20 protein-coding genes are annotated in these 25894 nt (G+C 68.0%); 7 read left to right on the plus strand and 13 right to left on the minus strand.

What is annotated here, in order from left to right; translation table 11 throughout:
• The first annotated feature begins 9 nt into the window (after nt 1-9).
• Nucleotides 10-1851 (plus strand): dihydroxy-acid dehydratase, encoded by a 1842-nt coding sequence (ilvD, locus tag NGR01S_RS26385; protein ID WP_063041424.1) that lies wholly within the window; start codon nt 10-12, stop codon nt 1849-1851.
• A gap of 65 nt (nt 1852-1916) precedes the next feature.
• Here the strand turns inward: ilvD and NGR01S_RS26390 are convergent, their stop codons facing one another.
• The gene (locus NGR01S_RS26390; protein ID WP_245664792.1) at nt 1917-2612 is read right to left on the minus strand and encodes a DoxX family protein; all 696 of its coding nucleotides are present in this window, start codon (nt 2610-2612) and stop codon (nt 1917-1919) included.
• A gap of 338 nt (nt 2613-2950) precedes the next feature.
• Between NGR01S_RS26390 and NGR01S_RS26395 the strand changes: the two genes are divergently transcribed.
• Nucleotides 2951-4057, plus strand: a complete 1107-nt coding sequence (locus tag NGR01S_RS26395; protein ID WP_063041429.1) for a PQQ-dependent sugar dehydrogenase — start codon at nt 2951-2953, stop codon at nt 4055-4057.
• Nucleotides 4058-4283: 226 nt separating this feature from the next.
• Here NGR01S_RS26395 and NGR01S_RS26400 read toward each other — a convergent pair whose 3' ends face one another.
• From NGR01S_RS26400 to NGR01S_RS26415, 4 genes are read right to left on the minus strand one after another with little or no spacing between them, the layout of a single operon-like run.
• The gene (locus tag NGR01S_RS26400; RefSeq protein WP_063041431.1) at nt 4284-5528 is read right to left on the minus strand and encodes a hypothetical protein; all 1245 of its coding nucleotides are present in this window, start codon (nt 5526-5528) and stop codon (nt 4284-4286) included.
• Nucleotides 5525-5770: a hypothetical protein gene (locus tag NGR01S_RS26405; protein ID WP_063041433.1), complete on the minus strand. Its 246-nt coding sequence runs from the start codon at nt 5768-5770 to the stop codon at nt 5525-5527. Before NGR01S_RS26405 ends, NGR01S_RS26400 begins: the two co-directional genes overlap by 4 nt.
• A complete protein-coding gene (locus tag NGR01S_RS26410) occupies nt 5770-6417 on the minus strand; it encodes a VOC family protein (protein WP_063041435.1) in 648 nt (215 codons plus the stop codon). The genes NGR01S_RS26405 and NGR01S_RS26410 overlap by 1 nt, the downstream gene beginning before the upstream one ends.
• Before the next feature lie 28 nt (nt 6418-6445).
• Nucleotides 6446-7201, minus strand: a complete 756-nt coding sequence (locus NGR01S_RS26415) for a maleate cis-trans isomerase family protein (protein ID WP_063041437.1) — start codon at nt 7199-7201, stop codon at nt 6446-6448.
• A gap of 205 nt (nt 7202-7406) precedes the next feature.
• On the opposite strand from NGR01S_RS26415, the gene NGR01S_RS26420 reads away from it, so the two are divergent.
• From NGR01S_RS26420 to NGR01S_RS26440, 5 genes are read left to right on the plus strand one after another with little or no spacing between them, the layout of a single operon-like run.
• Nucleotides 7407-9527 (plus strand): hydantoinase/oxoprolinase family protein, encoded by a 2121-nt coding sequence (locus NGR01S_RS26420; protein WP_063041439.1) that lies wholly within the window; start codon nt 7407-7409, stop codon nt 9525-9527.
• A 17-nt stretch (nt 9528-9544) separates the two neighbouring features.
• A complete protein-coding gene (locus NGR01S_RS26425) occupies nt 9545-11869 on the plus strand; it encodes a hydantoinase B/oxoprolinase family protein (RefSeq protein ID WP_063041441.1) in 2325 nt (774 codons plus the stop codon).
• A gap of 33 nt (nt 11870-11902) precedes the next feature.
• Nucleotides 11903-13588, plus strand: coding sequence for a (2,3-dihydroxybenzoyl)adenylate synthase (locus NGR01S_RS26430; protein WP_063041443.1), 1686 nt, complete (start codon nt 11903-11905; stop codon nt 13586-13588).
• A complete protein-coding gene (locus NGR01S_RS26435) occupies nt 13585-15117 on the plus strand; it encodes an FAD-dependent monooxygenase (RefSeq protein WP_063041445.1) in 1533 nt (510 codons plus the stop codon). The genes NGR01S_RS26430 and NGR01S_RS26435 overlap by 4 nt, the downstream gene beginning before the upstream one ends.
• 11 nt (nt 15118-15128) lie before the next feature.
• Nucleotides 15129-15869 carry a TetR/AcrR family transcriptional regulator gene (locus NGR01S_RS26440; protein WP_063041447.1) on the plus strand — a complete coding sequence of 247 codons (741 nt, stop codon included), beginning with the start codon at nt 15129-15131 and terminating at the stop codon, nt 15867-15869.
• Between the two features lie 225 nt (nt 15870-16094).
• Here the strand turns inward: NGR01S_RS26440 and NGR01S_RS26445 are convergent, their stop codons facing one another.
• From NGR01S_RS26445 to NGR01S_RS26480, 8 genes are all read right to left on the minus strand, one after another.
• Nucleotides 16095-16733: a GyrI-like domain-containing protein gene (locus NGR01S_RS26445; protein ID WP_063041448.1), complete on the minus strand. Its 639-nt coding sequence runs from the start codon at nt 16731-16733 to the stop codon at nt 16095-16097.
• Complete coding sequence (locus NGR01S_RS26450; protein ID WP_063041449.1) at nt 16714-17250, minus strand: PadR family transcriptional regulator; 537 nt, start codon at nt 17248-17250, stop codon at nt 16714-16716. The genes NGR01S_RS26445 and NGR01S_RS26450 overlap by 20 nt, the downstream gene beginning before the upstream one ends.
• A 172-nt stretch (nt 17251-17422) precedes the next feature.
• Complete coding sequence (gene gatB / locus NGR01S_RS26455; RefSeq protein ID WP_063041451.1) at nt 17423-18931, minus strand: Asp-tRNA(Asn)/Glu-tRNA(Gln) amidotransferase subunit GatB; 1509 nt, start codon at nt 18929-18931, stop codon at nt 17423-17425.
• A 43-nt stretch (nt 18932-18974) separates the two neighbouring features.
• Nucleotides 18975-20360, minus strand: a complete 1386-nt coding sequence (locus tag NGR01S_RS26460) for an alpha/beta hydrolase family protein (RefSeq protein ID WP_063041453.1) — start codon at nt 20358-20360, stop codon at nt 18975-18977.
• 102 nt (nt 20361-20462) lie between these two features.
• Nucleotides 20463-21497 carry an ATP-dependent 6-phosphofructokinase gene (locus NGR01S_RS26465; protein WP_063041558.1) on the minus strand — a complete coding sequence of 345 codons (1035 nt, stop codon included), beginning with the start codon at nt 21495-21497 and terminating at the stop codon, nt 20463-20465.
• An 88-nt stretch (nt 21498-21585) separates the two neighbouring features.
• Nucleotides 21586-22488 carry a serine hydrolase family protein gene (locus NGR01S_RS26470; RefSeq protein ID WP_245664793.1) on the minus strand — a complete coding sequence of 301 codons (903 nt, stop codon included), beginning with the start codon at nt 22486-22488 and terminating at the stop codon, nt 21586-21588.
• Between the two features lie 145 nt (nt 22489-22633).
• Nucleotides 22634-25024, minus strand: a complete 2391-nt coding sequence (locus tag NGR01S_RS32925) for a serine/threonine-protein kinase (RefSeq protein WP_281179806.1) — start codon at nt 25022-25024, stop codon at nt 22634-22636.
• Nucleotides 25025-25088: 64 nt separating this feature from the next.
• Complete coding sequence (locus tag NGR01S_RS26480; RefSeq protein ID WP_174551751.1) at nt 25089-25778, minus strand: response regulator transcription factor; 690 nt, start codon at nt 25776-25778, stop codon at nt 25089-25091.
• Nucleotides 25779-25894 lie beyond the last annotated feature (116 nt).

Genomic DNA, 25894 nt, shown 5'->3' on the forward strand with positions numbered 1-25894 from the left:
AGGACACTCATGCCACCGCTTCGTTCCCGAACAACCACCATCGGCCGCAATGCCGCCGGCGCCCGCGCCCTGTGGCGGGCCACCGGTATGACCGATTCCGATTTCGGTAAGCCGATCGTCGCCATCGCCAACTCCTACACCCAGTTCGTGCCCGGGCACGTACATCTCAAGGACGTCGGTGAGATCGTGGCCGACGCGGTGCGGGAAGCGGGCGGGGTACCGCGGGAATTCCACACCATCGCGGTGGACGACGGAATCGCCATGGGCCACGGCGGCATGCTCTATTCGCTGCCGAGCCGGGAGATCATCGCCGATTCGGTGGAGTACATGGCGAACGCGCACACCGCCGACGCGCTGGTGTGCATCTCCAACTGCGACAAGATCACCCCGGGCATGCTGAACGCCGCCATGCGGTTGAACATCCCCGCCGTGTTCGTCTCCGGCGGGCCGATGGAGGCCGGTAAGGCCGTGGTCGTGGGCGGGGTCGCGCAGGCCCCGACCGACCTGATCACCGCGATCTCGGCCAGCGCGAATTCCGCGGTGACCGATGACGGATTGAGCGAGGTCGAGCGCAGCGCCTGCCCGACCTGCGGTTCCTGCTCCGGCATGTTCACCGCCAACTCGATGAACTGCCTCACCGAGGCCCTGGGTCTGGCGCTGCCGGGCAACGGGTCGACGCTGGCCACCCACGCGGCCCGGCGGGCGCTGTTCGAGCGGGCGGGCCGGGTGATCATCGATATCGCGACCCGCTGGTACCGCGACGACGACGCCTCGGTGCTGCCGCGCAATGTCGCGAACGAGAAGGCCTTCCGCAACGCCATGGCCCTGGATGTGGCGATGGGCGGGTCCACCAACACCGTCCTGCACACGCTGGCCGCGGCGCAGGAGGGCGAGATCGATTTCGATCTGCACACCATCGAGACCATCAGCCGCAAGGTGCCCACCCTGTCGAAGGTGTCACCGAACTCGGACTATCACATGGAGGACGTGCACCGGGCCGGCGGTATCCCCGCCATCCTCGGTGAGCTGCGCCGGGCCGGGCTGCTGGAAACCGATGTGACGACCGTGCACAGCACGTCGGTGGACCAATGGCTCGACACCTGGGATATCCGTTCCGGTAAGGCGTCCGAGGAAGCGCTGGAACTCTTCCACGCGGCGCCGGGTGGAGTACGCACCACCGAACCGTTCTCGACGGAGAACCGCTGGTCGTCGCTGGACACCGATGCCGCGGGCGGCTGCATCCGCGATATCGAACACGCCTACACCGCCGAGGGCGGGCTGGTCGTGCTGCGCGGCAATCTCGCCGTCGACGGCGCGGTGCTCAAGACCGCCGGTATCGACGAGGAACTCTTCTCCTTCGAAGGCCCCGCCGTGGTGGTGGAGTCCCAGGAGGAAGCCGTCTCGGTGATCCTGGGCAAGAAGATCCAGCCCGGTGATGTGCTCGTGGTGCGGTACGAGGGCCCGGCCGGCGGACCGGGGATGCAGGAGATGCTGCATCCGACCGCCTTCCTCAAAGGCGCGGGCCTGGGCAAACAGTGCGCCCTGATCACCGACGGCCGGTTCTCCGGCGGTACCTCGGGTCTGTCGATCGGCCATATCTCGCCGGAGGCGGCCAGCGGCGGTGTGATCGGCCTGGTGGAGAACGGCGACCGGATCCGCATCGATGTCGCGACACGCACCCTGGAGGTCCTCGTCGACGAGGCGGTGCTCACCGAGCGCCGGGCCAAGATGGAGGCCCGCGAACGTCCCTGGCAGCCGCAGAACCGGGAGCGGACGGTCACCACCGCACTGCGCGCCTATGCCGCGATGGCGACCTCCGCCGACAAGGGCGCGGTCCGGCACGTGCCCTGATTCGCCCGCGGAAACGATGAAGGCGCTCCCTCGGATTCGAGGGAGCGCCTTTTCGTCTCACGAAGTCAGTCGAAGGGGCCGATACCGGTGAGCGGGTTGCCGTTCTGCAGCCACCAGTAGGTGAGCACCGCGGCGGCGACCGCCAGGACGAAGACCACGAGCGATCCCGCTCCCGGCCGGACCGCCCAGCCCCGTCCGCGGTCGAGCGACCAGCGTCCGGGCCCGGTGAAGATGAGGGCGACCGCGGTGCCGACGAGGATGCTCTCCATCTCGACCGCGCCCGGACCGGCCTTGTACTGGAATCCGGGATACATCCCCTGCTTCCAGAACCAGGCGTCCAGGATCACCGCCAGCACCGCGCCCGCGGCCAGCGGTGTGGCCAGGCCCAGGATCAGCAGCACCCCGCCACCCACCTCGCCGGCGGTCACCATGGCGGCGGCCAGCGAAGGATGCTGCCAGCCGCCGCCCTCCATCATGGCCTTGGTGCCGTCCAGTCCGGGGCCGTGGAACCAGCCCGTCAGTTTCTGGAGGCCGTGGTAGAGGAAGGTGGCTCCCACGACCAGCCGCAGGATGAAGAGCCCGAAGTCGAGAGTGCCGCGGCGGAAATCGCCGTTGCGGCGGCGCAGGCCCCCATTGGGCTGATTACCGGCCGGTGGAATGCTCGCGTAGTCGTAGGTGTCGTCGCGGCCCCCGGCGACGCCGGGACCACCCGGACCCGGCGTATCGGCGGGTGTGCCACCGGTGGTCGCGGACGCGTTCACCGGAACCTCCTTCGTCATGGCCACTGGGGGGAACTGGCCGGTCGGGGAATCGTAGGGACTCCCGACCCCGCCCGCGGTGGTCGACACCGCGCGCTGCTCTCCGGTAGACAGATTCCCGGGCCCCGCGGCCTCGGAGGACGCGGACCCGTTTCTCGCCTTGGCACTCACTCCTCAACAGTAAGCCGACCGACCGCCCGGCACCGGATGAATCGGCGGCGTGTCCGAGCCACCCGCCGGCCCCGTGTCACAGGGCGGACGAACCCGCACCGAAAGGACGCTTCTCGCCGGGCGGGGCCTTCGGGGCACGGCCGGCGTCGTTTCCACTACGTTGGGAGATTATGAGGTCGGTTGGCGCGCGGCGCGTGACGGTGGGGCTGGTACTCGGAGCGTTGGTGCTCAGTGGATGCGCCCGATTCGACGATTCCGCATCCAGTCCGTTCACCCCGGAACCGACGCTGGACGGCGCGGAACTCCGGCCGAAGAAGCCCGAGCGTTCCGAGAGTTCCACCACCCGGCCCAGCGGTCCGTGTATCGACCCGGACCCGGCCGTGGTGGTGAGCTGCCTCGACACCACCGGCGGACTGGTCGAGATGGGCGGGTACGCACTGGTGGCCGAACGCCGTAGCGGCCGCATCCTGCAGGTGGCGCCGGAGCAGCAACCGATCGAAGTGGCCCGGGTCGATGTCGACCCCGCGGGCGACGGCGGGTTGAGCGATATCGCGATCTCCCCCACCTACGCCGAGGACGGGCTGATCTACGCCTATGTCACCACACCCAGCGACAACCGGGTGGTGCGCTTCGCCGAAGGCGGGCCCGCGAAACCGGTATTGACGGGAATCCCCAAGGGCGCCACCGGTAATCGCGGTGCGATCGAATGGTCGAAACCCGACCAGATGCTGGTGCTCACCGGCGACACCGGCAATCCCGCCGCGGCCGCCGATCCCGGGAGCCGAGCCGGGAAACTGCTGCGGGTGAACAATCCGAGCTCCACCGGGGACGCGCCCACCGAGGTCGCGGTCGCCGGAATCGGCTCGGCGGGCGATATCTGCCTCGGCGGTGACCAGATCTGGATCACCGACCGCACCCCCACCATGGACCGGCTCCAGCGCATCGGCCCCGACGGTGTGGTCACCACCGCCTGGACCTGGCCCGACCGGCCGGGCGTGGCCGGATGCGCGGTAACCCCCGAGGGCGTGGCGATCTCGCTGACCGACGCGAAAGCGCTCGCCATGGCCGCGCCGGACCCCAAGACCTTCGCCGTCACCGCTCCCCCGAGCGTTTTCGTCGCCAACAAGTACGGCCGCCTGCTCGGTGCGTCCCCGGCGATGGACGGGACCATCTGGGTGTCGACGGCGAACAAATCCGACGGTGGCGAGCCGACACCCAACGACGACCGGGTGGTGCGCATCCCGCCGCCGTCCGCCGGTGGGGGCGGACCGGACTAGCACGACAGCCGAAGCGACGAGGCACGCCTGTCCGAAGCGGTCACCGGATGCGACGGCCGCACGGAACAGCATGCCTACTGCGGCGATCGAGCCGAGCCGGTGATCTGCTCGACGTGCAGACCCCACGGCTGATGGCCGAGTAGCGACGGCACCAGGGCCGAACATCGAGATGTCGTAGCCCTCGAGGATCGCCGCGAACAGGCACCGGCCGGTGATCGGCCGTGCGTTATACCGGGAACCGTTCGTCCAGCCAGCCGCCTATCTCGGCCGCTGCCGAGGCGGCGCCGGTGGGTGCGCCGGGGCGGATCGGCCCACCGAAGTGGGTGCCGGCAACCCGGCGGTGTTCGACGTCTTTCGCACCCAGGGCCGCCACCATCGCAGTCGCGTCCGAGGGGAAACAGACTGCATCCCCGGTGAGTTCCACGAACAGAGTCGGGGCCCGCACGGCGGGGGCGCAGCGCAGGAAGTCCGCGTTGGTGGTGTTCGTCGACCATGTCGACATCCAGGCGTCCGGCGTCACCAGTCGGCCGAAACCGACCAGACCGTAGTTCGTCAGGTCGGGTCGGCGGCCGAACAACGACCCGTAGGGCCGCTCGTTCGGGTCGATCGACAGATCGACGAATCGTAGGTCGGCATCGGTGCGGTAGACCGTGAGCACCCTGGGTGCGAGCGAGACTCTTCGATCGGCGGGGTCCGATGATGCCTTGTACCGAGCCCTGGCCTCGTCGGCAATAGCCACCCGGGCCCGGGCCTCGGCATCGATCCGCGCTATCCGCGCAGCCTGCGCGGTGCGGTACCGGTCGATGAACTCTGTTGTGTACATGGATGATTCGCCCGGCGCCGCGAAGCCGTTGGCCGGTGAGAACGGGTCCAGTTCGGGGACCACCGACAACGGGTCGGCCTCGTCCGCCACCGACGGGTCGATCAGCCGCCGCAGCAGCGCGCCCTGCCCCGGGTGCGGCGCCATGAACACGGCGGCGTCCGGCACGGGCATATCAGCCGAGGGCAGGTCTACCGGGCGACCCGACGGCGCCTTCCGCAGCCGGGCGTCCGGGGCGAGGACAGCCTGTTCGTAATAGAACGCAAACAGCGTGCCGCCGCCGGAATGTCCGAGAACGACACGGTTGTCGAAGCCGTGCTCGCGCAGCAGTACCTGCCCCGCGGCCACGTCCAGCAGCGCCTGCTCGTGAATCAGGTCGAGGTCGTTGTTGGTCGACCGGACGCCCTGGGTCCAGACCGCGAAACCGCGGGCCAGTAGCTCCGGTACCAGCACGTGGTGTGTGAGATCTTGACGCGGGTGCATCAGACTCACCACGGTGCGGGCGCCGGTCAGCGTGCGCAGCACGCCGTGAACCTTGGCTCCGTCCACGGTTTCGAGTTCGTGCGCCGAGGTGATCGTGGCGGCGGGGATCGCGGCGGATTCGATGTACCGGCCCGCACCGAGGCGCGCCTCGGCCGCAGGCGAACTCATCTCGCCTCCAAACGCAGCGCGTCCTTGTCCCACTGGGTGATCCTCGCGTCGAGCAGGCCGGCCACACTGCTGTACCAGACCGCGTGGCGACAACCGGTCGCGCGGCGGTCGATAACGATCGGGCCGGGTGCGCTGATCTTGAAGTACGGGCCCACCCGGTCGACGGTGACGGTCTCGACGGCGGCCGCGACAGCGGCGACGGGACGGTTCTCGGGCACATCGAGTATCAGAACGGTGGTCATCACGAGGACACCTCCTCGCCGGTCACCGACCGGCCCGCCTGCCATTTCTCGGCACGCTCGACGATCAGTTCTGCCTTGCGGACCAACAGCGCGTCCATCGACGGCGCAGGACCGGAGACCACGTCGACCAAGGCGTCGATGGTGATGTTCGCATCGAGGTCCTCCTGCGGTGTCACCGGCCGCATGGCCCGGGTGATCTCGATCATGTAGCCGTTGGGATCGTGGGTATAGATCGACTCGATGGTCTCGTGCCGAATCTGCATCTCGACCGGCCATTCGCTCGCGTCGAGCCGGCGACGGTACTCCGTCAGGTGCTCTTCGCTGTCGACGTGGATTGCGAGGTGACGTGAGCGGATGAACCAGATCGGCACCTCGGCGGCGAACTTCGAGTACGAATCACCCTGCGGGCCGCCTCCGAACTCTTCGAGTCCGAAGTAGTAGAAGAATGCGAGCCGGTCGTCGTTACCGATGTCGAAGAAGAAGTGGATGAAGTCCGGGTGCCGGTCAGGGCCCCAGCCCGCAGCACAGATCGAGTGCACCACCGGAAAACCGAGGGTGTCGCGATAGAAACGTACGGTGCCTGCGGGGTCGAAGGTCGGGTAGGCGACATGGTCGACGCCCTTCACCAGATGTTGTGTCCGGGACATGTCGAATCTCCTCGAGATTGTGTAGGGATCAGACCGAGGTGTCCGCGGCGTCCACCCGCAACAGACTGCCGGCGTCGTCGATCGCGACCGGGACGCCGAGACTACGCAGGATGCTGTATGCGCCGGCGGTAGCCGCCGAGACCACGGGCAGACCGAACTCGTCCTCGGCGGGCTGAACCAGGTTCAATGACGGCATCTGCACACAGCAACTGATCACCAGGGCGTCCAGGCCGGTGAGGTCCAGCGAGCGCGCGGCCTCCATGACGCGTTCACCGGAGATGCAGCCGACTTCGCTGTTGTCGGCAACCCCGAGCGCGCGCCAGTCGGCGACCTCGAAGCCTTCCGCCTCGAGGTACTCCACGACCTGTTTCGCCAACGGCTCCATATAGGGCATCACCAGTGCGATACGCTCGGCATCCAGCGCGCGCAGAGCTTCGACCAGTGCTCCCGCACTGGAGCGGATACGTGCCTCGGAGCCGCCGGTTGCCAACTGCTCCGCGACCGCGGATTCGACCCGCTGATGCTCACCCGGCCCGCCGACCATGAGCGCCACCAGACAGGCGTAGAGGATCACCTCGGGCGCGGCGTCGGCGATCTCCATCACACATCGCTCACGCTGGGCATTCATCGCCGCGAGCCCCTCAGGGGAGACGGTGTGCATGCGCATTCGAGTGGAGTGGAACGAGAAGTCCGCGCTCATGTGTCCGCGCAGGATGGCCGGCATCTCGGTCTCGACCGTCACATTGCTGCTCGGTACGACGAGCCCGATTCGGTGAGTTGTCATGAGGCTTCCCTTTCGGAGCTAATCAATTACTTTGCGCTTGCGCCGATTATTCGACGCAATCGTCGATCAGTCAAGGTGTAGCGGAGGTTTTCACAGCTCCCGGCATGCACTTGACTTCTTCTGCGCATCCGTCGAATAATCGTCGCAAGGGTCAACTTGTGAGCCCGGTCACCAAGATCGCGAGCCCGAAGGAAAGTAGAAATCCATGGCATACGTAATCGGAGTGGACGTCGGCGGCACGTTCACCGACGCCGTCCTCGACGACGGCGAAGGCATGGTCGTCGCCGGTAAGGCACCGTCGACACCACCTGACTACTCGGGTGGCGTCATGGACGTACTCGAGGTGCTGGCGGAACAACTCGGCGCGTCCGTCGAGGAGATGCTCGCGAATACCCACCACATCGCGCACGGCACCACATCGTCACTCAATGCCCTGGTCATGAACCGAGTCCCCGACATCGGCTTCTTCACCACAAAGGGGCACCGCGATTCGATCTACATCATGAACGTCGAGGGTCGGTACCTCGGCCGTGCGCCCGAGGAGCTGCAGAACCCGATCGGCCAGAGCAAATCGCACGGCCTCGTACACAAGCGCCATGCCCTCGAGGTCACCGAGCGTGTCGACCGTGACGGCCGGGTGGTGGTTCGGCTCGACGAAGACGAGGTGCGCGACGCGGTGCGCACCCTTGTGGCGGACGGGATTTCCGCGATCGCGGTGTCACTGCTGTGGTCCTTCCGCAACCCGGCCCACGAACAGCGGATCCGCGAAATCGCCCATGAGATCGACCCGGCCCTGTTCGTGGCGATCTCGAGCGAGGTGTCACCGCGCATCCGCGAGTTCGCCCGCAACGCCACCACCATCATGAGCACCCAGATCGGCCCCGGTCTGCGCGACTACCTCGGCGAGCTGGAAAGCAAGCTCCGCGCGAAGAGGCTCGCCGGGCCGCTGCTGGTCATGCAGAGCAACGGCGGCGCCGTTGCCGCCACCGAAGCCCCCGGCAACGCGATCTCGACCGTGGGATCTGTGCTCACCGGCGGCGTCGTGGGAGCAGTGTCCCTCGGCCGGCAGCTGGGCCACCGCAACATCATCGCCACCGATGCCGGCGGCACCACCTTCCTCGCCGGCCTCATCGTCGAGAACGAGCCGGTTCGCTCGTCCACCACGATCATCAACCACCACCCGATCAACGTGCCCACCCTCGAAGTGCACGCGATCGGGTCGGGTGGCGGCGCGATCGCCTGGCTCGACGCCGGCGGCAACCTGCAGATCGGCCCGCACAGCGCCCAGGCCGTGCCCGGTCCCGCCTGTTACGGCAACGGCGGCACCGAACCCACCAACACCGACGCCAACCTGGTATTGGGCATCATTCCCGAGCGCGGTCTGCTGGGTGGGCGTCGCGCACTGGATATGAGCCTGGCCCGGGAGGCTATCCGCACCCGCATCGCCGAGCCGCTCGGGCTCGGCATCGAGGAGGCGGCCGCCGCCATCTACGAGGTGCAGAACGCACAAACCGGCGACCTCCTGCGCAAGACCGTCGTCGAAGCCGGTCACGACCCGCGCGACTTCATCGTCTACGCCTTCGGGGGATCCGGCCCCGCCCACTGCGGGCTGTATGCGCAGGAGATCGGCGCCACGAACGTCGTCGTGCCGCTCGGCCGGGTGGCTTCGGCATTCTCTGCGTTCGGCCTCGCTTCCTCGGATATCGTGCTCGCCAAGGAAATGTCCGATCCCGCGGCTCTGCCGCTCGACCCGCAGCGCGTGCAGCGCAACTTCGAGCAGCTCGAAGGGCAGGTGCGCGAGCTGCTCGCCCGGCAGGGCCTGAACTTCTCCTCGATCGAGATCGAGCGCGAGATCGATATGCGCTACACGATGCAGCTGGCCGAAGTGGCCACCCCGATCCCGGGCGGCGACCTGACAGCGAAGCACCTCGCCGCGGCCGCCGATCGTTTCGAGGCCAAGTACGCCGACCTGTACGGCAAGGACAGCGGCTTCCGTGAAGCCGGTATCCAGGCCATCACCTACCGCGTGCGCGGCACCGGCGTCCTGCCCTTCTCGCCGACCCTGCCGCCGATGGAGCAAGCGGACTCCGCCGATGCCTCGGCGGCGCTCACCGGTACCCGCAAAGTATGCCTGGGCGCCGCCCGCGGCTACGACGACACCGCCATCTACGACTACGCCGCGCTGCGCGCCGGCCATACGTTACGCGGCCCCGCGGTGATCGAGGTGCCCACCACGACCGTGGTCGTCCCCCACGACACCACCGGAACCATCGACAAGCTCGGCAACCTGCACATCGTCGTCGACGCACCCGCCACCCAGGCCTGATCCAGAGGAGTACGTCCATGACCGCACCGATTCCCGGCTCGGAGATCTTCTCCAGTCGACCCGTCGATCCCGAGGCACTCGGCCGCGCCGTCGGCGCCACCATCGAATTGCACACCGTCACCCAGGAACAGATCGACGCCGTCGACCCGCTCACCTATGAGGTGATCCGCCACCGTCTGTGGTCGGTCACCGACGAGATGGGCGAAGCCCTCAAGCGCATGTCCGGCTCACCGATCGTCACCGACGCCAACGACTTCGACTTCGCCGTCAGCGACGAGGTCGGGCAGGAAGTCCAGGTGGGCCTCTACAACACCATGCTCGTAGGCGCGGTGGACCTGGCCATCTACTGGACGCTGCAGCACCGCGCCGACAATCCGGGCATCACCGAGGGCGATATGTTCCTCTGCAACGATCCCTGGGTCGGTGGCGGCCTGCATCAGAGCGACGTCATCGTCTACCAGCCGATCTTCCACGAGGGCAAGCTGTTCGCGTGGACGAGCGCCATCTGCCACGAGCCCGACCTCGGTGGCTCGGGGCTCGGTTCGTTCGATCCCGGCGCCAAGGACGTCTTCTCCGAGTCCCTGCCGACGCCCCCGGTCAAGGTGGTGCGTGACCATGTGCTGCAGCGCGATATCGCCGATGCGTGGACCAGGCGCTCCCGCGTCCCGATGCTCGTGGGACTGGACCTGCGGGCCAAGATCGGTGCGAACACCGTCGGCCGCAACCGGCTGCTCGCCGTGATCGAGCAGTACGGCGCCGACACGGTCAAGGCCGTGATGAAGCGCATGATGAACGACGCCGAGTCCCGTCTGCGCACGAAACTCGGGAGCCTCCCGGACGGCACCTGGAAGGCGACCGGCTACCAGGACCAGGCCTCCGTCGGCGACCGCGGACTCCACAAGATCACCGTCGCCATGACCAAATCCGAGGACCGCCTGATCTTCGACTTCACGGGCACCGATCCGCAGACCGGCGTCATCAACTGCACCTACGCGGGCATGCGCGGCGGCGTGATGCTGGCCCTTCTGCCCATCTTGGCCGGCGATATCCCGTGGTCGGCGGGCGGCCTGATGCGCTGCTTCGAACTGGTCTCGGAGGAAGGGACGATCAACAACGCGACCTTCCCCGCCGCCGTCAGCCGCGGCCCGATCGGCCCCGCCTGGCTCACCGGCAACCTGATCGCCGAATGCCTTGCCCAGATGCTCGACCGGGACATCGAACTCGGTAAGAACGTGCAGGCCTCCTGTTGCGGCACCTGGGACACCGCGGTCGTCGCCGGCCTCGACGAGCGCGGCGAACAACCCGTGCCGTTCCTCAACATCATGATGGAGCCGATGGCCGGCGGCTACGGCGCGCGCCCGGTCGCCGACGGGATGGACACCGGTGGCCTGTTCTGTATCCCGATGGGCCGCATCCCGGACACCGAGATGACCGAGTTTCTCTATCCGCTGCTCACCCTGTGGCGACGCGAGGAACCCGATTCGGGCGGCCCCGGCCGTATGCGTGGCGGCGTGAGCGCCTCACTGGCCGTTACCCCCTATGGATCCAGCGTCCCGATGGGCCTGGTCTTCGCCTCGGCCGGCAAGGCTGTGGCGCAGAACGGTGGTCTGGCCGGCGGCCTGCCCGGCAACACCGGCCTGGAGATCTTGGCGCGGAATTCCGGCGTACAAGAGTTGCTCGCGGCCGGCAAGCTGCCCGGCGGCTTCGACGACCTGGACGGCACGCGCGAGATCGGCGCCTGCTACGCCGAGAGCTACCTCGCACCCGGGGAAGTGCTGTACATGCACTGGCAGGGTGGCGGCGGCTACGGCGACCCGCTGCGCCGTGAGCCCGATGCCGTGGCCCGGGATGTGGTGAACGGCAAGGTCAGCGCCGACGGTGCCCGCGCCAACTACGGCGTAGTTGTCGACGACGGCGGCGAACTCGACGCCGCCCGCACCGCCGACCTGCGGGCGAGCATGCTCGGCGAGCGCCGCGAGCGCTCCGAACTACCGGTATCGCAGGAAGCCACGGTCGATCTGAGTCACGCCCGGCGGATCGACGACAACCTGGCCGAGGTCGCGATCGGTGACGCGCGCGTGATCGCGTGTGCGCACTGCGGCCGAGTGCTGGGCGACATCGCGTCCGGCAAGCTGTCGTTGGCCCGCTACGAAGGCCCGTCCAGCGCGGCGGGGCCCCAGGTTACATCCGATCCGTCGGAGTACGTCGACACCGATATCGTCTTCCGCCAGCAGTGCTGTCCTGGCTGCTGGTCGGCGGTGTACTCCGGAATCGTTCCGGCCGACCACCCCGACCATGTGGGGGATCTGACCACCCTCCTGCCCGCGGCTCCCACCCGGTGAGCCGGTCACAGACACCCGCAGAGAGGCTATCCCGTGACTGCACATGATTGGAACGGACGCCTTGTTCCGTTTCCTGCCGACCGCGCCGCGGCGTACCGGGCGACCGGAGAGTGGAGCGAGTTGCCCACCACAGCACGGCTGCACGAGTCGGCGCTGCGGCACGCCGATCACATCGCGCTCATCACCGCGTCCGACACCTACACCTACCGCGAGCTCGACGAACGCACAGACCGCATCGCCGCGGGGCTGATCCGGCTGGGACTGCGCCGACTGGACCCGGTGATCTTCCAGGCCACCAACCGGGCCGCGACGGTTCTCGCCTGGTATGGCGTTCTCAAAGCCGGCCTGATCCCGGTGGGCACGCTGTCCCAGCACCGCATGCACGAAATAGGTCATATCAGCGAGAAGGTGGGCGCCGTGGCCCACCTCGTGGAAGCGGGTCTTTCGTTCGATCTGGTGGGCTTCGCCCGCGCGGTCGGCGAGGGCCACCCGTCGCTGCGCCACGTACTCTCCATCGAAGCACCCACAGCAGAGCCAGGAGTACATCGGATCGAGGATCTCGGCGCCGGCATCGATCCGACCGAGGCCCGGGCCCTCGTCGAGGCGATCGAGGCCGAGACCGATCCCGAGGACATCGCGGTGTTCCAGCTGTCGGGCGGGACGACCGGAGTGCCGAAGGTGATCCCACGGATCCACGCCGAATACTGGAACAACGGCCTCTTCTACGCCGGTGCCCTCGGCTGGAACGAACAGACCCGCGTGGCGCATCTGATCCCGATCATCCACAACGCCGGTATCTCCTGCGCTCTGCACGCCGCCCACGCGGTCGGCGCGACGCTGGTGCTGGCAACACCGGATCCCGTTGCTGCCTTCGACCTCATGGCGCGCAGCGAGATCACGGACGTACTCATCGGGCACGGGCACTACCAGGCCGTCGGCTCAGCGGAATTCAGTACTGTCCTGCGTACCGTGCGCCGCACGGTACTGTCCGGCGCGAAGGTACCGGCAGAGCTGTTCGGCAAGCTCGACGACGGTCACTCCCGCTGGGCCGGGCAGATGTTCGGCATGTCGGAAGGCATGTTCATGGTCACGCCGCGAGACGCCCCCGCGGCAGCGCGGGCGGCCACCGTCGGCCTTCCTATCGCACCGTCGGACGAAATCCGCATCCTGGACCCGCACAGCGAACAAGAAATCCCTGCGGGCGCGGTCGGGGAACTGTGCTGTCGCGGCCCGTACACGATACCGGGCTACTTCGACGCCCCCGAGCACAACGCGAAAGCGTTCACCTCCGACGGCTTCTACAGAACCGGTGATCTGGCGGCGCTGCGCGAGTTCGACGGCCGTCACTACGTGTGCATCGAGGGGCGCATCAAGGACCTCATCAACCGCGGCGGCGAGAAGATCAACGCCGAAGAGATCGAGCTGCTCCTGGTGCGCCACCCCGGCATCGCCGACGCCGCAGTCGTACCGATGCCCGACGAAAGACTCGGCGAGAAGGCATGCGCCTTCCTTATCCCGGAGCCGGGGGCCGAGCTGACGATGGAAGCCGTACAAGAGCATATGACCGTCCTCGGTGTGGCCAAGTTCAAGTGGCCCGAACGTTTGGTCTGGCTTTCCGCTCTGCCCCGGACCAACGTGGGCAAGATCGACAAGAAGCGCCTCCGCGCCGAGATCGTCGAGCGGCTCGAGGCGGAGTCGCTCGAGGGAGCACCGTCATGAAGTTCGACACGATCGCTGTGCTGGGCGGCGGCCCAGCCGGCTTGTATGCCGCGCGTCTGCTCAAACTGAGCCACCCCGACGCCGAAGTCACCGTCTACGAACAAGGGGTCCCGGACAAGACCTTCGGATTCGGCGTCGGTCTGGCGTCGCGAACCCAGCGCAACCTACGTCTCGCCGACCAGGATTCGCTCGATGCGATCGTGGCCGCCGCGCACCCGCACGAGATGTCGATGCGTGTCGGCACCGCCGAGGTGCGACTTGCCCATGGCGAGTTGCTCGCCATCGGCCGGGCCACCCTGCTGTCGGTACTGCAGACCTACGCCCGTGCCGCCGGAGTGACCCTGCGATTCGGTGAACGCCGCTCGATAGCCGACCTCGAGGCGGACCTGATCGTCGCCGCCGATGGCATCTCCAGCGCGACCCGGGCCGCACTCGCTGCGGAATTCGCCCCGGAGATCGTGGAAGGTGCAGGACTCTACCTTTGGTGTGGTACCGAATTCGCGCTGTCCAGCGCGGTATTCACACCGGTCACCACTGAGCATGGCACTTTCGTGGCGCACGCCTATCCGTATGCCGGTGATCGCAGCACCTTCCTGATCGAAACCGACGAACAGACCTGGCAACGAGCAGGCTTCGATGTTTCGACCCGCGAGACGTCGAACGGGGAAACCGATCAGGTCTCACTCGACTACTTGCAGGAGGCGTTCGCGCAGACGCTGCAGGGAAATCGGCTGATCGGCAATCGGACCAAATGGCTGCGGTTCCGGACTGTTCGCTGCCGGAACTGGTTCACCGGCAATGTGGTCCTGCTCGGCGATGCTGCGCACACCGCGCACTACTCGATCGGATCGGGAACGAAGCTCGCCATGGAGGATGCGATCGCGCTCGACCGTGCGCTGATCGCCACCGACGATATGAACGAGGCCCTCACCGCGTACGAAACAGAGCGCCGGCCGGCCGTCGAACACCTCCAGGCCATTGCCGAGCGATCGATGGCCTGGTGGGATTCGTTCCCGGAGCGTATGTCGATGCCGGTGGAACAACTGATGGTTGCCTACATGACCCGAGCGGGAAAAGTCACCATCGAGCGGTTTGCGGAATCCGCACCACATGTTGCCAATCCCGGCCTGGCGGCATTTGCCGGCGTCGATTCCGGCGACGTTCCGCCGCCCTCGGCGGTAGCGGATTGGATACTTGCCCAGCCCCTGTCAGCGAACAAGCAGCAGTTCGCCGATCGCTTCGCATCCGAGGCGTTGCGGACCGCCGCCGACACGGTGCGGATCGAAGTCTCGGTCCGGCCCTGGAGCCATGCAGCCACCAAGTTGATCGTCGACCTGCCACCGGCAACCACATACTGGCTGACCGGCCCCGACAATCGCGAAGCGGTTCTCGATCGGCTGGACGTCGCCGAGCGAATTCGCCGGGAAACAGGCGCGGTCCTGGTGGCCGAACTGCCACGCGAGTTCCGCGCCGACGCCGCCGGCGCGATCGCCGGCGAGCGTGTCGATCTCGTGGCGTTCACCGTATAGCCTCGATCACTATGGCATCCACTGCTGCAGACCCGGCCGACCCCGCGCCAAAGCGTCGGGGCCGGCCGAGTGTGCGCCGTGAGCTCGTCGAACGGGAGATCAAGGAGAACGCCGCACGCCTGTTCGCCGAGCGCGGTGTCGCAGGGACGACCCTGCAGGACATCGCTGACGCGACCGGCCTGACTCGCCAAGCCGTCTACCACTACGTCGCGAACAAGGACGATCTGTTCGCCCAGCTGGTCAGTGAGATCGCCGATCAGCCCGCCCAGGTGCTCCACGAGATCAACGCGATGGACGACCTCGGCCCCCGAGACAAACTGCGGCGCATGGCGCACTCGCTGGCGCTGCATCAGATGGCGAACCCGGACCGATTCAGGCTCATGATCCGGTCGGAATCCGACTTGCCCCCGCACTTGGCGACGTCGTACACCGCCAGCCGTCGGCGCGTCCTCAGGGAACTCATCGAAGTCATCGACGCCGGCATCGCCGCCGGAACGTTTCGCACCGTCGATTCGCGGACTGCCGCACTGGGCATAATCGGCATGCTCAACTGGATAGCCTGGTGGCACCAAGAGGGCAGCAGCGATCAGCACGCGGCCGATGACCTGGCCGAGATGGCAGTGCGCACCGTCCAGAGTGAGAACTACGACCCCCGATCACCGACGGTCGCGGGGATTCTCGCGAACGTTCGCCGGGAACTCGACATGGTCCAGCGTTTATCCGATGATACGAACCAACTGTCGCCTCCCTGATCGGATCTGTCGCCTCGACAAGCCCGCCACGACTACCGACGAGCGGACCGCCGCACAACGCCGGGGACGTCTGTGCAGAACCACACTAGCCGCGCAGGACCACCACCATCGACCCACCGGAAGGCACTCGCTTCCGGCACCAGCCATCGCTGTCGACCGCCCGGACCCTCCGATCGGCGCAAACCGACCAGACGACAGGTGCCGCGGTCCCGGGTCGGCAGCGTCTCAGGGAGTTCGCACGGTGACCGGTTGGCGGAGGATGGTGCGGAGTTTCTCGGGCGCCACCTTGCGGGCATCACCGAGATAGATCTCGTGGTGCCGGCCGACCATCCGGAACCCGTTGTCCGGCACGAATTCGTGGTGCATCCGCGCCAGCACCTCGGTTTCGTCGTCGTAGGAGCCGATGTGCAGTGTCTGCACACAGCGCCCCTCCGACAGGCCGTCCAGACGCACATCGAGCAGCCGTGCCGGTCGATTCTTGGCCGCGACCTGTTCGACGGCGCGCGCGAACAGCCCGGGTTCTATCCAGTCGGGGACCATGATCATCAGCGTCCAGTCCCAGCGGGACTTGTCCCGCGCGGCGGTGAAGGCGTCCATATCGTCGGCCCACCACAGACCTTCCAGCGGCATGACGACATAGTCGCGGCCGAGTTCACGTTTGCTGGCGAACTTGAGCGCGTAGGCCAAGGGGTAGAGCGCCTCGGTCGCGTGCGCGAAGTCGGGATCGGTATTGGGATCACCGTGCCCGTCGATCATGAGGTATTGCAGATCGGGCACGTCCACCACCTCGAATCGGCCCCGGCGGGCGCGATAGGCCGCGATCTCTTTCTTGAAATCGATCTTGTCAGCCGTTTTGTCCACCATCGGATACCTGGACTCGCCGCGCGAGCCACGACCTCTCTGCCTCCAGGAGGCTCAGCGAATAGGAGAAGACCTCGCGCGCGGGTAGCGCGAGAGGGGATTGCGCGGCTGCCGCCGCCTCCATCGCGGCGATTCGCGCCCGCACCTGCCCGAGCCGTTCGGCCAGCGCCCGGCGGTATTCCGGCTCGGTGAGCAGCGGCAGATTCGACACACCCACGAGAAAGGGATTCGATACCGGCTGCGGTTCCGCGACGAGCGCCAGCGCCGCGCGGGTGGCCGCCTCCTGCCCCGCCGCGGTGGCCTGGAAGACACGCCGGCCCTTCGCGGCGGCGGGCGCATCGGGCGCGTGCACTAAACCGCGTTTTTCCAGTTTGGTGAGCAGGTAGTAGATCGAGGAGAACCCGATCTCGGTCCACTGCCGTATCCCGCGGCGCTCGATCACCTGCTCCAGGTCGTAGCCGTGCTGAGGGGACTCGATGATCAGACCGAGGACGACGAGTTCGGACGAGGTGAGCTCCACGGCATTATTCTAGCACTAGGATAGTGCGGCAGGCGGGACCTCTCACCACGTCGACGAAAGGCGTCCACACCCGGACGAGGTATCCCACTCCCGACTGGTGCCGACCTGCCCGCCACGCGAACCGGCCCGCCCCGCAAGAGGCGGGACGGGCCGGTATCGGAATTTCTCGGATCTACCCGCCGCAGGCAGCGAGGACCAGTTCGCGGACGCGAGCCGCGTCGGCCTGACCCCGGGTGGCCTTCATGACATCACCGACGATCTTGCCCGCGGCCTGCACCTTGCCGGAGCGGATCTTGTCGGCGATATCGGGATTGGCGGCCAGCGCCTTGTCGACCTCGGCCTGCAGCGCGCTGTCGTCGCTGACCATGCCCAGGCCCTTGCTCTCCACGATATGGGCCGGATCGCCTGCACCATCGAGCACCAGGTCGACCACCTGTTTGGCGACCTTGTTGTTCACCGTCTTGGCCTCCACCAGGCCGATCACCTCGGCTACCTGCGCGGGCGTGATCGGTAGGTCCTCGAGGGCGACACCGCGCTCGTTGGCTTTCTCGGTGAGGTAGGCGACCCACCAGGAACGCGCTTCCCTGGCGGGCGCGCCGGCATCGACCGTGGCGATGATCAGGTCCAGCGCGCCGGCGTTCACCAGATCACGCATCACCTCGTCGGAGACACCCCAATCCGACTGGATACGCGCGCGGCGCAGCCACGGATATTCGGGAATGGTGCCGCGCAGCCCGTCCACCCAGGCCGTATCGGGCGCCACCGGTTCCAGATCGGGTTCGGGGAAGTAGCGGTAGTCCTCGGCGGTCTCCTTGCGGCGGCCCGGGGAGGTGGAACCGTCGGCCTCGTGGAAGTGCCGGGTCTCCTGGATCACCTCGCCGCCGGTGGCCAGCACCGCGCCCTGGCGGCGCATCTCGAACCGGACCGCGACCTCGACGCTCTTGAGTGAGTTCACGTTCTTGGTCTCGGTGCGGGTGCCGAAGACCTCGGCGCCGACCGGCATGAGCGAGACATTGGCGTCGCAGCGCAGCGAGCCGTGTTCCATCCGGACATCGGAGACATCCAGGGATTTCAGCAGGTCGCGCAGCGCGGTGACGTAGGCGCGCGCGACCTCGGGCGCGCGGTCACCGGCGCCGGTGACGGGTTTGGTGACGATCTCGATGAGCGGCACCCCGGCCCGGTTGTAATCGAGCAGGGAATGACTCGCCCCGTGGATACGCCCGGTCGCACCGCCGACGTGCACCGATTTACCGGTGTCCTCCTCCATGTGCGCGCGCTCGATCTCCACCCGGAAGGTGGTGCCGTCGTCGAGCGGGACGTCGAGATAGCCCTCGGTGGCGATGGGTTCGTCGTACTGACTGATCTGGTAGTTCTTCGGCTGGTCGGGGTAGAAATAGTTCTTGCGCGCGAACCGGCCCCACGGGGTGATCGAACAGTTGAGCGCCAGGCCGATCCGCACCGCCGACTCCACGGCCTGCTGGTTGACCACCGGCAGCGAACCGGGCAGGCCCAGGCAGACCGGGCAGACCTGGGTGTTGGGTTCGGCGCCGAAGGTGGTCGGGCAACCGCAGAACATCTTGGTCGCGGTGTTCAGCTCGACATGGACCTCCATGCCGAGCACCGGCTCGTACCGGGTGACGACCTCGGCGTAATCCATGAGTTCGACGGTGGGTGCGCTCATGGCCCACAGTCTAAGCGGCCGGGCAGTACCCTCCGGTGGGCGGTCAGTCCGCCCGCACCCGGACGCCGAGCCAGCCGGTGACCGTTTCGAGGGCCATCGCAGCGATGGTTGTCTCGATGGACTCGTACTCGGTGGGCAGGCCGGTTCCGGCGGGCTGCATCAGATGGTTGAGCCCGTCCAGCACCGTGACGGTGGCGTCCGGGCCGGCGCCCAGCAGATCACGCATGGGCTGCGCGTTCTGCGCCGGCGGGACCTGCACATCCTTGGACCCGAAGAACGCCAGCACCGGTATCCGCAGCGCGGACAGCGCGGGTGCCGGATCGTAGGACACCAATGCGGCCATGTACGGGGTGTTCTCCCCGGTGAGGGCTTCGGAGACGGCGCGCAGACCCTGGGGCAGCGTGCGGTTGTAGGTCTCCGACAGCCGCGCCGCCCTGGTGAGCCGGCCGTCCCGCAACGCCGCGGTCCAGTCCCGCAGGAAGGCGAGATGGGTGTCCAGCTGCTCGGGCGTGGCACCGGCCTCGGTGAAGGTCCGGCGGCCCTGGGCCAGGACGATATCGGTGCCCGGGACGGCGGGGGCGGCCATCAGGATCGTGAACGCGATCCCGTTCTCGGGCCGCGCGGCGACGAGCGGCGCCAGATAGCCACCCTCGGAGTGGCCGAGCAGGCCGATACGGCCGGAATCTATCTCCGGGCGCTCGCGCAGGAAACGCAGCCCGGCCTCGATATCACCGGTCAGGTCGGTGTAGTTCGCCTGGTTCAGATTGCCGCCGGTACCGCCGACCCCGCGATCGTCGGTGCGTAGCACCGCGTACCCGGCACGGGTGAGGGTATCGGCCAGCAGGAGGAAGGGCTGATGTCCGGCAATCTCCTCGTTGCGGTCCTGGGGTCCGCTGCCGCTGATGAGGACGACCGCCGGCAGCGGGCCGGTGGCCGCCGCGGGACGGGTCAGCGTCCCCGCGACGGTGATACCGCCGCTCGGGTACGAAACATCCTCGGAGATATAGGGATACGGCGGCGCGGGTCGCTGGGGGCGGGCCGGGGGCCCGACCGGCCGGCGGTTCAGCCGCAGTCCGAAACTGTGCCCGGACCGGCTGAAATCACCCACGATCGCATCGGCCGATTCGTCGAACCGGCCCGCGAACCGCGCGTCACCCGGCATATCCGGCACCCCGAATTCCACCCGCTCCGGTTCGGCCACCACCCCGGCCAGGGCACGGCCGGTGACCTTCTCGGCGGGTATATCGATCCGCCCGCTGTGCCGGCCGGTGAAATCCACCGCGACCACGACCGGCGCGCCGGGGACCTCGATGGCCCCGTGCCATTGCCCGCGCACCCGGTCGTCGACAGCGCCGCCCGAGCAACCGGCCAACACCGGGACGAGCATCGAGAGAACCGCAACCAGCAACACTCCCCTGCCATGGCGCATGGTGCGACTGTATCCCCGCGCTACGGCCGGGCCCGGGTGAAGCACCGGGGTCGCAGCGAGGATTTCGGCCGGACCGCCGATTCCGGACCCGCCGGGCGGCGCTCAGCCGAAGAAGGCCCGGGCCTCGTCGTAGCGGTCGGCCGGAACACGTTTGAGTTGTTTGGTCGCCTCGTGCAAGGGCACCAGCCCGATCTCGGTGCCCCGCAGGGCCACCATCTGACCGAAATGCCCGGCGTGCACGGCTTCGGCCGCGTGCAGGCCGAACCGGGTCGCCAGCACCCGGTCGTACGGGGACGGGCTACCACCGCGCTGCACGTGCCCGAGCACCGTGGTGCGGACCTCTTTGCCGATACGGCGTTCGATCTCCACACCCAGCTGCTGCGCGACGCCGGTGAACCGTTCGTGCCCGAATTCGTCGATCCCCCCCTCTCGCAGGGTGAAACCGGAATCGGGGGCCGGGTGCGAGCCCTCGGCGACCACGCAGATGAAATGTTTGTCTCCGCGCTGGAAGCGGCTCTTGATGAGCGCGCAGACCTCGGTCACGTCGAAGGGCTGTTCGGGGACCAGCGTCAGATGAGCGCCCGCCGCCATCCCGGCGTGCACGGCGATCCAGCCCGCGTGCCGACCCATGACCTCGACCAGCATCACCCGCTGATGGGATTCCGCGGTGGTATGCAGCCGGTCGATGGCCTCGGTGGCGATGGACAGGGCGGTGTCGTGGCCGAAGGTGACATCGGTGCAGTCGATATCGTTGTCGATCGTCTTCGGGACGCCGACGACCGGAACGCCTTCCTCGGACAGCCAGCTGGCGGCGGTCAGCGTGCCCTCCCCGCCGATCGGGATGAGCGCTTCGATGCCGTTGTCGTCGAGGGTCCGGCGGATCCGGCCCAAGCCGGCGCGCAGGATATCGGGGTTGGTACGCGCCGTACCGAGCATGGTGCCGCCCTTGGCGAGTAGACGGTCGGTGCGATCGTCATTCTGGATCCGGATCTTGCGGTCCTCGAGTAATCCGCGCCACCCGTCCTCGAAGCCCACGATCGCGTCACCGTAGCGGCCGTTCGCGGTGCGAACGACAGCGCGGATCACCGCGTTCAGTCCCGGGCAGTCCCCACCTCCGGTCAGGATTCCGATGCGCATGGCGCCCATCTTGCCCGCTGCGCCACACCTTTGCCGCGTCGGGCCCGTGAATGTCCGGTAACACCCGCGCACCGTACGGGGCCACCGGTCATCGAGCCGGGCAGGATCCGCCGGTGAACTCGCCCAGATGCTGTGAGATCAAGCCCGCCATCTCGTCGAGAAGACTCATCCCGTCGGAGAACGTGCCCGAATCCGGTTGCGCGGCAAGCGCTATCGCCACCGAGCCGTCGCGTGCCGGTACCAGCCCGAACTGACGCACCAGATAGGCACCCTCGGCGTCCGGACCCCAGCCGCTCTTGAACTCGGCCGCGTCGAACACCGAACCGAGGCCCCACTGCTGGTTCGCGCTGACCGAACCCATCAGCTGCACGACCTTGTCCGCCCCCGGGAGACAGGGCAGTTTCGAGGCGAACCGCACCTGGTCGGCGAGCGACCATTCGGACTGGCCGAACGACGAGTATTCCGCGCGCTTGGGCTTCTCGGCCACGACGGTGACATTGTCACCGCCCTCGCGCAGCACGGCCTGCACCGACTGGGCCGCCTCCCGCGGGGTGCCCAGCGCGGACCACAGACTGTCCGCGGCGGAATTGTCCGACGCGGTGATAGCGGCCGAGACAGCGTAGGACTGGCCGCCGGGGTTCTTTCGTTCCGCGGCCACCACCAGCGGGACCTTCATAGTCGACCAGGCAGGGCCGGTGGTCCACTTCCCCAGTCCGACGAGCTGTTCACCGCCCACCGGCATGATCGCCAGACCCAGCTTCCCTTTCGCCGACTGCTCCATCACCGTGAAATCGGCCGCCAGCGTGCCCGGAATGGTGATGGAGACCTCGCCGCCCGGCGCTCCGGCCGCCGCCTGGGTGATCGAGGTGGCCAGCGGACGCTTCTCCGGCTCGGATCCGCAGGACGCCACAAAGGCCGCGACGAGCAGGCAGGCGGTGACCGCGAGCAGGCGGCGGACCAGTGGGATTTCCCGTTTCTTATCGGCCGACACTTCTCTCCGCATGGCTCTTGCGATCTCCCACAGTCCCGATGATTCGTACCCGGTCGGAAAACCGTACTCCATCGACGGCCCCGGGCCGGATCGGATGAGCCCGCCGAACCGGCGAGGGAGTGCCCGATTCCGTATCGACCGCAGGTCAGTAGAGATAGACGACGGCGTTGTTCCCGCCCCGGCAGGTGACCACACCGCCGGCAGCGACGCATTCGAGCGTGTAGGCCTGGCCGGTCACCGGACTGGTGGCCTCGACGGAGACCGGATCGCCGTCGGCCGAGACGACGGTCGGATCGAGGTAGGCCTGCCGGACCGCCTCGGCGAATTCGCAGCTGGTCACCGCGGTACCGGTTGCCGCCGAGCCGTATTCGGAGCCGCCCGACGCCGAACCCGAGCAGGGTTGCGCGCCCGCGGGCAGATCGGCCCGGCGCGTGGTGGTGGTCGCCGACGTGGTGGTGCTCGTGCGCGCGGTGGTGGTGGTGGTGGGTTCGGCGCTGCTGCCGGCCGCCGAGGTCTGTTCGGGTGCGGAGGTGGTGGCGGCGCCGGTCGTATCGGCGGCGCCGGTGGATTCCGGGCCGCCGGCGCCGCCGAGGAACTGGAGACCGAGTACCGCGAGGATGACCACCACCGCGAACACCCCGATACCGGTCAAAATCGGAACGACCTTGGACCGCTCGCCGCCGGGGGCGTTGTCGCGGGTTCGCGCGTTCGCGGCGTAACTGTCGCGATAGCCGGCCTCGTAGGCGGCCGCGTACGGGTCGGCCGGGGGCGGGCCGGAATCGTCGGCCCGGTAGCCGTAGTGGTCGTCCGGCGCCGGAGCGTCGTGGCGGCCGGTCGGTTCGGACGGCGGGTACTGCGGCCGGTACGCGCCGTGCGCGTCCTCCGCGGAATAAGCGAGCCCCGAAGACACCGGATCCACCGGCCGATAGGCCCGGGTCGCCTCCTCGGCGGAGTAAGCGAGCCCCGCGGGCCCCTCCTCCACGGGCCGGTAGGCCCGAGTGGCCTCCTCCGCGGAATAGGCAAGTCCCGACGAAGCCTGATCCACCGGCCGGTAGACCCGGGTCGCCTCCTCGGCGGAATAGGCGAGCCCCGACGAAGCCTGATCCACCGGCCGGTGGACACGGGTCGGGTCCTCGGCGGAATAGGCGAGTCCCGAAGACTCCTGGGCCGTCGGCTGGTAGGCATGCGTCGGCTCGTCGGCGGAGTAGGGCGCGGGCGCCTCGTCCGCCGGTTGGAAGACACGGGTGTTCTCCTCGGCTCCCGGGAGCGGATAGCCGGGTTCACCGTAGATGCGGGTCGCCTGATCGTGCGGGTAGAAATCCGCCACCGGCATACCCCCGGTCGCGGGCGCCGGATTCTCGTACTGTGACGGATCGGCGGCCGGATGCAACTGCTCGTTCTGGTAGAGATGCGCGTCCGGGAACGGACGGATACCGCCGGCCGGCGCCTCGGGGTCGGCCGGCGTGGGATCGTCGGCGGGTAGCGGCGTGAACTCGGTTTCTGTGGGCCGGAAGGAGGTCGGGTCGCCGGGGATGATCGCGGGCAGCGTGGTGGCCGGGTCCGGCGCGCCCTCCTCGCGCGGCATCCGGACCACCAGGGTGGGAATTCCGCCGGTCGGCGGCGCGGACGGACTCGACACCTCGGGGGTAGCGAGAGATTCGCCGTGCCGCGGCTCCGGACCGGCGGGATGCGGGGAACGCGCCGGGGCGTTCAGCGCGGTGCGGGCAGCTACAGCTAGTTCACCTGCGGTAGCGAATCGCTCGTGCGGATCCTTGGCCATACCCCATGCGATCACATCATCGAGCCCGGCCGGTAATCCGGTTCGCTGCACGCTTGCTCGCGGGGGCGGTTCGGTCAGATGCGAGCGGATCAGCACACCCACACTGGCCGTCGGGAACGGCGTCGCCCCGGTGAGGCATTCGTGCAGCACACAAGCGAGGGAATAGATATCGGCGCGCGGGGTCACCGGGCCGCTGTCGAAACGCTCCGGCGCCATGTACGTATAGGAACCGATCGCCACACCCGCCTGCGTGACGCCGGTATCGCTCTCGTGGCGGGCGATCCCGAAATCGGCCAGATAGGCGAAGTCGGCCGGGGTGACGAGGATATTCGCCGGTTTCACATCGCGGTGCACCAGACCGCCCTCGTGCGCGGCATCCAGCGCGGCGGCGATCTGCTCGATCACGCCGACCGCCCGCTGCGGGCTCAGCGGCCCCTCCGCCTGCAACAGTGCCCGCAGATCGATGCCCTGGACCAGGCGCATATCGATGAACAGGCGACCGTCGATAACACCCCAGTCGTGGATCGGGATGATGTGCGGTTCGGCGAGGCGGGCGGCAGCCTGCGATTCCCGGCGGAACCGGATCTGGTACTCGGGGTCGCCGGCGAGCGCGTCGGAGAGCAGTTTGAGCGCGACGACCCGCTCCTTCACGGTGTCGTAGGCCTCGTAGACCTCGCCCATCCCGCCTTTACCCAGCAGTGAGCGCAGTTCGTAAGGACCGAACCACCTATCGACTTCCGAGCCAGGCGCCTGCACCCGTCCATCCTCTCCACGCGCGGGCACCGTCTCAGCCGGCCACGGATCGCACCCGGGCTGCCCGTCAGACCCTGGATTGTCCAGGGGACACCACACCGTGGTCAAACGCGTAGACGATGGCCGCCGCGCGGTCGCGCACGCCCAGCTTCCCGAAGATATGACCCACATGGGATTTCACGGTCACCTCGGAGATTCCGAGCGCGTGCGCGATTTCACTGTTGGCCCGGCCGCGGCCGATCAGCGCCAGCACCTCGCGTTCCCGGGAGGTCAGCTCGACGGCCACCGCGGGCGCGGGCGGGGCGGCGGCGGTACTACGGTAGGTGGACAGCACCCGCCCGGTGACGGCGGGGTCTAGCCAGGCACCGCCTGCGGCGACGGTGCGGACGGCGCGGATCAGGTCCTCGGCAGGGGAATCCTTGAGCAGGAACCCGGACGCACCCGCGCGCAGGGCACCGGACAGCAGCTGGTCGTCGTCGAACGTGGTGAGCACGAGCACCGGAGGTTCGGGAGCGCGGGCGCGGAGCAGACGGGTCGCCTCGATACCGCCGACCCGCTTCATCCGCAGATCCATCAGCACGATATCGGGGCTGTGCGCGGCGACCGCCGCGAGCACCTCGTCACCGTCGGCGCATTCACTGATCCGGAAACCGTCGCGGCGGCGCAGAATACGCCGCAACCCACCGCGGACGAGTTCCTGGTCATCGGCGATCAGCACCTCGACCGCCTCCGGATCGGTGTCGGCCGGCCTGGTCATTGTTTCTCCCTCGGAGCAGGTGCATACGGTCCGCGGGGGCCGTAGCGAAGGCGGAGATATCGCATCGTCATTCCTTCCACGGAGCAGGTTCGTGCGGTCCGCGGAAGCGGAGGTCG

Origin of the sequence: Nocardia grenadensis NBRC 108939, from assembly GCF_001613445.1 — a bacterium.
In the GTDB taxonomy this organism is placed as follows: domain Bacteria; phylum Actinomycetota; class Actinomycetes; order Mycobacteriales; family Mycobacteriaceae; genus Nocardia; species Nocardia grenadensis.